We start from the raw sequence: 9,126 nt of genomic DNA on the forward strand, positions 1-9,126 counted from the left end.
CGCCGGGCTACCGGCGGGTCCGGCGGGGGGCGTCACCTGAGGCCGGCGGCGTCGCAGGCGGCGCCGTAGTCGGCGGCGCAGATCTCGGCGATCCGGTAGAGGCCGTCGGCGACGACGGTCTCCTTGATGTTGGCCTTGGTGACGACCTTGGACTCCAGCAGCTTGGCCGGGATGCCCCGGTCGGTGGCGCTGTCGACGGTGTCGGTGGCGATGCCCTTGACGTCCCTGCCCTGCAGCAGGTTGACGGCCAGTTCGGCGGCGCTCTCGGCGAGCGGCCGGTACGCCTTGTAGATGGTGTAGGCCTGGTCGCCGGTGACGATGCGCTGGATCGCGTCGAGGCCGGCGTCCTGGCCGCCGACCGGGACGGTGATGCCGGCGGCCTTTAGCTGGGTGATGATCGCACCGGCCATGCCGTCGTTGGCGGAGTAGACGGCCTGGAAGCCGTTCTTGCCGAGCTCGGTGATGGCGGCGCCGGCCTTCTGTCCGGCGACGGTGGGCTTCCACTCACCGGACTGCTCGTAGACCACCTTCTTGATCCTGCCGTCGAGGACCTTGTGGGCGCCGGACTTGAAGAGCGCGGAGTTGGGGTCGGCCTCGTCGCCGTTGATCATCACGATGCCGGCGTCGGCAGCCTTGGCGCCGAGGGCGTCCAGCAGGGCCTGGCCCTGGAGTTCGCCGACCTTCTCGTTGTCGAAGGAGACGTAGGCGGCGACCGGGCCGGTGGCCAGGCGGTCGTAGGCGACGACCTTGACGCCCTTGTCCGCCGCCTCCTTGACCCACGCCCCGGTGGACTTGGCGTCGAAGGCGTCGAGGACGATCACCTTGACGCCCTCGGCGATCAGGGTGTCGAACTGCTGCTTCTGCTTGGCCGCGCTGCCCTCGGCGTTGTTGTAGCGGACCGTGCAGTCGGGGCAGAGGGCGGCGACCTTGGCCTCGATGAACGGGCGGTCGAAGGACTCGTACCGGGTGGAGGAGGCGTTCTCCGGCAGCAGCAGGCCGATGGACCTGGTGTCCCCGGGGCCCGCGGCTTCCTTCTTGTCGCCGCCCGCCTTGCCGCAGGCGGCCGCCGACAGGGCCATCGAGATCGCGGCGGTACCGATCAGGACGCGACGCGTCGTTGCGTTCATGGGGAACCCTCCGGGACAGGGCCGCTCCACTGCGGCGAGGTGGCAGGAGTTAACCCGGACATGTCATGTTGCGTCAATAAGTAAACCCGGACTTGGGACGATCCCGACAGGTTCGTTATCTTCGTGAAGGCCAACTCGCGCTTGAAACCTGGAGGATCCTCCAGTCGGATCCCCAGGAGGAGGGCTGCGCAACCCTCTTGACAGGGGCGGGCTGAGTTCCCCCGCGTGTTCAAGAGTTTGATCATCCGTCGGCGAAACGCATCGCTACGCCCGGCTGTGGGTCAGCAGGACGGCGGCCGCCGCGTGGGCTCGCGGCACCCCGGCACCCGCGCCGCCCGCGACCGGCGGCGCACCGACCGGGAGCTCGAACCGCGGCCCTGCCGACCGGGACCCGCCCGGGACACCCGGGACCGGGACGCTACGCGGCCCGGGCGGAAACCCGGACCGGGTAGCGGCCGTCGCCCCAGGCGCTCGGGACACCGGGCGGCCGACCGTGGAGGTCACGCCCGGTCGGCGCACCGGGCTGCCGTATCGGCCCGACCCAGGGAACCCCCTCATGACCGCAGAGTCCGTCCCGTCCGCCGTCCTCCTCGACGCCCGCCGATCCCTCTGCCTGCCCGACCTGCTCCGCGCCCAGGCCGCCGCCCGGCCCGACGCCACCGCCGTGACCGGCGACGGCGGCCGGCTCAGCTTCCGCGAGCTCGCCGCCGCCGCCGACGCGCTCGGTGGCCGGCTGCACCGGCTCGGGGTGGCCGCCGACGACTGCGTCGGCCTGTACACCGAGCCCTCGCTGGAGCTGATGACCGGCGCCTGGGGCATCCTGCACGCGGGCGCCGCGTACCTGCCGCTCTCCCCGGAGTACCCGCAGGAGCGGGTCCGCTGGATGATCGAGTCCAGCGGGACGAGGGTGATCGTGACGCAGGAGCACCTGCGCGCCCGGCTGGCCGAGCTGGTCCCGCCGGGCACCCGGATCGTCGTGCCCGCCGAGCCGCCGGACGCGCCGGGGCACCCCGACGCGCCCCCGATCCCGCACCAGAGCCACGGCCCCGCCGCCCCGGACCCGGAGTCGCTGGCGTACGTCATCTACACCTCCGGCTCCACCGGCCGCCCCAAGGGCGTGATGATCGAGCACCACAGCATCGTGTCCCAGCTGCGCTGGCTGGCCGACGCCGGGCACCTCGGCCCGGAGGCCGCCGTCCTGCAGAAGACGCCGATGAGCTTCGACGCGGCGCAGTGGGAGATCCTGGCGCCCGCCGCCGGCGCCCGGGTGGTGATGGGCGCCCCGGGCGTCTACCGGGACCCTGAGGCGCTGATCGACACCGTCCTCGCGCACGGGGTGACCACCCTGCAGTGCGTGCCGACCCTGCTCCAGGCGCTGCTGGACACCGAGCGGCTGGCGGACTGCACCGGCCTGCGCGGGCTGTACTCCGGCGGCGAGCCGCTGTCGGTGCGCCTGGCGCGGGCGCTGACGGCGGCGCTGCCGGGCGCGGCGCTGGTCAACCTCTACGGCCCGACCGAGTGCACCATCAACGCGACCGCCCACCGGGTCGATCCGGGGGCGCTGGGCGACGGGGCCGGCTCGGTGCCGATCGGCGTGCCGGTGGACCGCACCCGCTGCTTCGTGCTGGACGAGCGGCTGGCGCCGGTGGAGTTCGGGGCGACGGGCGAGCTGTACATCGGCGGCGTCCAGTTGGCCCGGGGCTACCTCAACCGGCCGGATCTGACGGCGGAGCGGTTCGTCGCCTCGCCGCACCTGCCGGGCGAGCGGCTGTACCGCACCGGCGACCTCGCCCTGTGGAACCCGGACGGCACGCTGCAGTGCGCCGGCCGGATGGACAACCAGGTCAAGCTGCGCGGCTACCGGGTGGAGCTGGACGAGATCGCGCTCGCGATCGAGGAGCACACCTGGGTGCGGCGGGCGGCGGCCGTGGTGACGGACGACGCGCGGACGGGGCACCGGAACCTGGTGGCCTGCGTGGAGCTGAACCCGAAGGAGGCCGCCCTGATGGACCAGGGCAACCACGGCGGCCACCACCAGTCCAAGGCCAGCAAGCTCCAGGTGAGGGCGCAGCTGTCCAACCCGGGCGTGCGCGGCGCGGCCGAGCTGGCCGGGCGGCCGGTGGTGGAGCTGCCGGGGCGCCGGGAGACCGGGCGGCAGCGGCGGGAGACCTTCGCCCGCAAGACCTACCGCTTCTTCGAGGGCGGCCCGACGACCGTGGACGACCTGCTGGCGCTGCTGGCCGCCCCGCACCCGGCCCCCGCGCCCGGGCCGGCGGCCCCCGCAGCGGCGCCCCGGGAGGCTCCCGTGACACTCGCCGAACTGGGCCCGGTGCTGCGCTGGTTCGGCCAGTTCCACAGCGAGGAGCGGCTGCTGCCGAAGTACGCCTACGCCTCCCCCGGCGCGCTGTACGCCACCCAGCTGTACCTGGAGACGGACGGCTCGCACGGCCCGGCCGCGGGCGTGTACTACTACCACCCGCTGGAGCACACCCTGGTCCGGGTCGGCGCGGCCGACCCCGGCGGGCCGGCGCTGGCGGTGCACTTCCTGGGCCGGCGCGGCGCGATCGAGCCGGTGTACCGGAACAACATCCAGGAGGTGCTGGAGTTCGAGACCGGCCACATGCTGGGCGTGCTGGAGGAGGTGCTGCCGGAGTACGGCCTCGCGGTGCGCCCGCTGGGCCACGAGCCGGACGTGCAGCGGCGGTTGGACGTCGCCGAGGAGGACTTCTACCTGGGCAGCTTCACGATCGTCCCGGACGACGGGCGGCCGCGCCGGGAGGACACCGAGCTGTTCGTCCAGGCGCACCCGGGCGGGGTCGAGGGCCTGCCGGCCGGCCTGTACCGGTACGAGGGCGGCGAGCTGAGCCGGATCTCGGACGAGATCGTGGAGTCCCGGCACGTCATCGCGATCAACCAGCAGGTGTACCGGCGGGCGGGTTTCGGCGTCACGGCGGTGAGCCGGGCCACCGAGCCGTGGCTGGAGTACATCGGCCTCGGCACCCGGCTGCACCACCTGCAGCGCAACGCGCTGGGCTTCGGGTTCATGTCCTCGGGCTACAGCTCGCGCAGCGGCCACCCGCTGCCGTCCGCCCGGCGGATGGAGGCGGTCCTGGCCGGGTGCGGGATCGCGGCCGGTCCGTCGTACTTCTTCGTCGGCGGACGGGTGAGCGAGGAGCAGGTCCGCAGCGAGGGCATGCGGGAGGACGCCGTGCACATGAAGGGCCCGGCGGAGCTGATCAGGGACGAGCTGGCGGCGGTGCTGCCGGACTACATGGTCCCCAACCGGGTACTGGTGCTGGACGAGCTGCCGCTGACCGCGAACGGCAAGGTGGACGGCAGGGCGCTGGCCGCCGCCGAGCGGGTCCGGGACGCGGGCACCGGCGCGCCGTTCGTGGCGCCGTCGACGCCGACCGAGCGCCGGCTGGCCGGGGTGTGGGCGTCGGCGCTGAAGTACGAGGCCGTCTCGGCGGCGGACGAGTTCTTCGCGGCGGGCGGGAACTCGCTGATCGCGGTGGCGCTGGTCAACCGGGTGAACCGGGAGTTCGGCACCCGGCTGCCGCTGCAGGTGCTGTTCGAGTGCCCGGGGCTGGCGGACCTGGCGGCGCGGATCGACGCCTCCCGGGCCGGCGGCGGGGCGGCGGGCGCCCCGGTGTCCCGGCTGGTGGCGCTGCACCGCGGGGGCGCCGGCGACCCGGTGTTCTGCTGGCCGGGGCTGGGCGGCTACCCGATGAACCTGCGCCCGCTCGCCGGGCGCTCGGGCCGCCCGTTCTTCGGGGTGCAGGCGTACGGCATCAACCCCGGGGAGACGCCGTACCCGACGATCCGGGAGACGGCCGCCGCCGATGTCGCGCAGATCCGCGAGGTGCGGCCGCACGGTCCGTACACCCTGTGGGGGTACTCGTTCGGCGCCCGGGTGGCGTTCGAGGCGGCCTGGCAGCTGGAGCGGGCCGGGGAGCGGGTGGCGGACGTGATGCTGATCTGCCCGGGCAACCCGGAGCTGCGGCGGGCCGACGGGGAGCGGTACGGGCGCGAGTCCTCGTACCGCAACCCGGCGTACCTGACGATCCTGTACTCGGTGTTCGCCGGGTCCATCGGCGGGCCGGAGCTGGCGCGCTGCCTGGCCGAGGTGGACGACGAGGAGGGCTTCGCCGCCTTCGTCCACCGGCTGCTGCCGGACCTCGACGAGGAGCTGATCGCCCGGATCGCCCGGATCGTCGGGGAGACGTACGAGTTCGAGTACAGCTTCCGCGAGCTGGCCGAGCGCCGGCTGTCGGCCCCGGTGACGGTCCTCAAGGCCACCGGTGACGACTACTCCTTCATCGAGGGTATCGAGGGCGCCGAGGGCGGCGCCGGCTGGTCGGGGGCCGCACCGGGGATGGTGCGGCTGGCCGGTGACCACTACGGCGTGCTGCGGGAGCCCGGGGTGGCGGAGCTGGCCGCCGCGATCGCCGCCGCGGCGCACGCCTGACCCGCAGTCGACCGATCGCCGCCCGGGGCCGCTTCTAGGTCCCGGGCGGCCCGGGCGGTACCGGCGCCTCGGCGAGGGAGCCGATCCCGGCAGACCGCCGGTCCCAGTCGGCCGCCAGGCCGGCCATCCAGCGCGCCGTGTCGTCCAGGGCGGCTGCGCGGACGGCGTAGCGCACCTCGCGGCCAGTCCGGTGGCCGGCGACCAGCCCGGCGGCGTCCAGCACCGCGAGGTGCTTGACCACGGCCTGCCGGGAGACCGGGAGCCGCCCGGCGAGGGTGGTCGCGGTGGCCTCGCCCTGGGCGGCGAGCAGGTCGAGCAGCCGGCGCCGGGTGGGGTCGGCGAGGGCGCCGAGCACACCGTCGACCCGCTCGCCTCCGGGGCTCCGGTCCGCCGTCGCGGTGTCGTTCATGGGGCTGCTCCTCGGCCGGCACCAGCGCTTGCAACCTCATGGTTGCACGTGGGTCGGAGCAGGGGCAATCCGGCGCCGGCCGGCCGGGTCAGCCCCACCACTGCTCGGGGACGGCGGCCGGCTCGCGCTCCGGTCCGGCCGGCTCCTCCGGCGCGGGGCCGACCCGGGCGGGGCCGCCGGTGACGACCAGTCCGCCGGAGTCCGCCTCCGCCACCCGGTAGCCGGACGCGCGCAGCACGGCGGCGACGGCGACGGCGACGGCCGCCCGGATGCCCTCGGCGGGCGGCGGTCCGTCGGCGGGCCCGCCGACGGGCGGCCAGTCGATCACCACCCCGCGCGGTCCCGGGTCGATCCGCAGGCCCGAGGGACCGCGCCCGGTGTCGAAGCCGGCCCGGGCCAGGTCGGCTGTCACGTCCTCGAAGAGTTCCCGGTGTTCCACCATTGGCGCAGCGTAGGCCCGGCCCCGCACCCTCCCCCGCTGCGGCGCGCGCCGAAACGCTTCACCGCGCCGCCAACAGCACCCGAGCGCAGCATCGGAGCCGCGGCCGGGCCCGCGACCGGGGCGGCGCACCCCCCGGACGGGCCGACACGAGCGGCCGGACGGGCCGATGGACGTGCACAGTCGGCGTGCTCCCGACAGCATGACAGAGTAAGCGCTCCATCACTTTGAGCAACGGGGCGGCGGGTCGCCGGATCCGTGCGCCGGCCTGCCCGGCCCCCCGTATCGAGAGGTCCGATGATCACATCACTCCATCGGCCGGCCGTTTCGCGGCCGGGCGTCCAGGACGTGCCGCGGCGGACGCCGGGGAGCCCGTCGTGAGAGCCGACCAGCAGTCGGGCACGGGACCGGCCACCAGCACCCGCGCGGCGCCCGCCAACAAGGCCGAGGCGCTCGCCGACTGGACGGACGGGCGACTCGGCATCTACGCCCTGTCCAAGTCCAACCTGCGCAAGATCTTCCCGGACCACTGGTCCTTCATGCTGGGCGAGATCTGCCTCTACACCTTCGTCATCATCATCCTGACCGGCGTCTGGCTGACCCTGTTCTTCGTCCCGTCCATGGGCGAGGTCGTCTACGAGGGCCCCTACGTGCCGCTCAAGGGCATCCGGATGTCACAGGCGTACGCCTCGACGCTGGACATCAGCTTCGACATCCGCGGCGGCCTGCTGATCCGCCAGATCCACCACTGGTCCGCGATCGTCTTCGTCGCCGGCATGTTCGCGCACATGATGCGCGTCTTCTTCACCGGCGCGTTCCGCAAGCCGCGCGAGCTCAACTGGCTGTTCGGCGCGGGCCTGCTGATCCTCGGCATGTTCGACGGCTTCATGGGCTACTCGCTGCCCGACGACCTGCTCTCCGGCACCGGCATCCGGTTCATGGAGGGCGCGGTCCTCGCCGTGCCGATCGTCGGGACGTACTTCGAGATGTTCATGTTCGGAGGCCAGTTCCCGGGCTCCATCATCGTGCCGCGGCTCTTCACGGTGCACATCCTGCTGATCCCGGGCATCATGCTGGGCCTGCTGACGGCCCATCTGATCCTGGTCTTCTACCACAAGCACACCCAGTTCGCCGGGCCCGGCCGGACCAACGAGAACGTGGTCGGCATGCCGCTGATGCCGGTGTACATGGCCAAGGCGGGCGGCTTCTTCTTCCTGGTGTTCGGCGTGGTCTCGGCGATGGCCGCGATCGCCACCGTCAACCCGATCTGGGCCTACGGCCCCTACCGGCCCGACCAGGTGTCCACCGACGCCCAGCCGGACTGGTACATGGGCTTCTCGGAGGGCCTGATCCGGATCATGCCGGGCTGGGAGATCGGCCTGTGGGGCCACACGCTCGTGATGGGCGTGTTCGTCCCGCTGATGATCTTCCCGCTGGTGCTGGTGGCGATCTGGGCCTACCCGTTCCTGGAGGGCTGGATCACCGGGGACCGGCGCGAGCACCACATCGCCGACCGGCCCCGCAACGCCCCGGTGCGCACCGCCTTCGGCGCCGCCTGGATCAGCCTCTACCTGATCCTGCTCGCCGCCGGCGGCAACGACCTGCTCGCCACCCACTTCCACCTGTCGATCAACGCGATCACCATCGCGGCCCGGATCGGCTTCTTCGTCGGGCCGGTGATCGTGTTCGTGATCACCAAGCGCTGGTGCCTGGGCCTGCAGCGGCGCGACAGGGAGAAGGTGCTGCACGGGCGCGAGACCGGCGTCATCAAGCGGCTCCAGCACGGCGAGTTCGTCGAGGTGCACGCACCGCTGCCGCAGGACCGGCTCTACACGCTCACCTCGCACGACCAGCCGCAGCCGGTCGTGCTGCCGGCCGAGGTGGACGAGAACGGGGTGGCCCGCAAGGTGTCGATCTGGACCCGTGCGCGGGCCAAGCTCTCCCGCGGCTTCTACGGCGAGGGCGCCCAGATCGCCAAGCCGACCGCCGAGGAGCACCAGGAGATCAGCAGCGGCCACGGCCACCACTGAGACCCGCGCACCGCGCGCACGGGCCCGCCGCGCACCCGAGGGGTGTGCGGCGGGCCCGTGCGCGGCCGGGGCGGGCCGTCAGGCGCGCAGCGCCGCCGGGAGGGCGGCCAGCAGCGCCGCGGCGAAGGCCACGGACAGGCAGACGGCCGCCCAGCGGGCACAGACCCGGCGGCACTCGGCGCGGTAGCGGGCGGCCAGCTCCCGGCAGCGGCCCACGGCCCGGTCGACGACCTCCTCGGCGTACCGCAGGCGGTCCTCGGCGTAGGCGCCCTCCAGCGCCTCCCGGTCGTCCGCCGGGAGCCAGGGGAAGCGGTCGGCGAAGGCCCGGGCGTCGCGCGCGGCCGCCGCGACCTCCGCCTCCCACGCGAGGTAGCCCTCCAACTTCGCGATCTCCGCCCCGGTGTCCGCCGCCGGCCGGACGTTCCGCGCCTTCGGCGGACGCTGCCTGCCACCCATGACCGCTCCCTGTCCCGCGTGCGTGCCGCGCCGTCCCGTGCTGTCCCGTGCGTTTCCGTGCCGTCGGGCGCGGTTCCGCCCACCGCTGCGGCGGACCGCTCCGCGACGGGGCCATCACTACCAGTGACCGGACGGTGCCCGGCCGCCGACGCGCCGGACCGCCGCGCCGCGGCGGCGGGAGCCGCCCGGCCGGCGGG

At 73.9% G+C, this 9,126-nt stretch carries 6 protein-coding genes; 2 read left to right on the forward strand and 4 right to left on the reverse strand.

Translation table 11 applies throughout. The features are described from left to right. Positions 1–32 precede the first annotated feature (32 nt). The gene (locus tag ACFVFS_RS39795) at positions 33–1,127 is read right to left on the reverse strand and encodes a substrate-binding domain-containing protein (protein ID WP_380629939.1); all 1,095 of its coding nucleotides are present in this window, start codon (positions 1,125–1,127) and stop codon (positions 33–35) included. A 556-nt stretch (positions 1,128–1,683) separates the two neighbouring features. Between ACFVFS_RS39795 and ACFVFS_RS39800 the strand changes: the two genes are divergently transcribed. Then, a complete protein-coding gene (locus tag ACFVFS_RS39800; RefSeq protein WP_380629941.1) occupies positions 1,684–5,595 on the forward strand; it encodes an amino acid adenylation domain-containing protein in 3,912 nt (1,303 codons plus the stop codon). Positions 5,596–5,629: 34 nt separating this feature from the next. On the opposite strand, the gene ACFVFS_RS39805 is transcribed toward ACFVFS_RS39800, so the two are convergent. Next, complete coding sequence (locus tag ACFVFS_RS39805) at positions 5,630–6,004, reverse strand: ArsR/SmtB family transcription factor (protein ID WP_380629944.1); 375 nt, start codon at positions 6,002–6,004, stop codon at positions 5,630–5,632. 88 nt (positions 6,005–6,092) lie between these two features. Further along, the gene (locus ACFVFS_RS39810) at positions 6,093–6,446 is read right to left on the reverse strand and encodes a hypothetical protein (protein WP_380629945.1); all 354 of its coding nucleotides are present in this window, start codon (positions 6,444–6,446) and stop codon (positions 6,093–6,095) included. 374 nt (positions 6,447–6,820) lie between these two features. Between ACFVFS_RS39810 and ACFVFS_RS39815 the strand changes: the two genes are divergently transcribed. Beyond that, positions 6,821–8,473: a cytochrome bc complex cytochrome b subunit gene (locus ACFVFS_RS39815; RefSeq protein ID WP_380629946.1), complete on the forward strand. Its 1,653-nt coding sequence runs from the start codon at positions 6,821–6,823 to the stop codon at positions 8,471–8,473. 78 nt (positions 8,474–8,551) lie between these two features. Here ACFVFS_RS39815 and ACFVFS_RS39820 read toward each other — a convergent pair whose 3' ends face one another. Beyond that, on the reverse strand, positions 8,552–8,929 hold the full coding sequence (locus ACFVFS_RS39820; RefSeq protein WP_380629947.1) for a hypothetical protein: 378 nt from the start codon (positions 8,927–8,929) through the stop codon (positions 8,552–8,554). Between the last annotated feature and the right edge of the window lie 197 nt (positions 8,930–9,126).

Origin of the sequence: Kitasatospora sp. NPDC057692 (assembly GCF_042799475.1) — a bacterium.
Classification (GTDB): domain Bacteria; phylum Actinomycetota; class Actinomycetes; order Streptomycetales; family Streptomycetaceae; genus Kitasatospora.

Excerpts from the sequence above, each read along its gene's own strand:
- ACFVFS_RS39795 (WP_380629939.1), bottom strand. The coding sequence starts at position 1,127 with ATGAACGCAACGACGCGTCGCGTCCTGATCGGTACCGCCGCGATCTCG.
- ACFVFS_RS39820 (WP_380629947.1), bottom strand. The coding sequence starts at position 8,929 with ATGGGTGGCAGGCAGCGTCCGCCGAAGGCGCGGAACGTCCGGCCGGCG.
- ACFVFS_RS39805 (WP_380629944.1), bottom strand. The coding sequence starts at position 6,004 with ATGAACGACACCGCGACGGCGGACCGGAGCCCCGGAGGCGAGCGGGTC.
- ACFVFS_RS39800 (WP_380629941.1), top strand. The coding sequence starts at position 1,684 with ATGACCGCAGAGTCCGTCCCGTCCGCCGTCCTCCTCGACGCCCGCCGA.
- ACFVFS_RS39810 (WP_380629945.1), bottom strand. The coding sequence starts at position 6,446 with ATGGTGGAACACCGGGAACTCTTCGAGGACGTGACAGCCGACCTGGCC.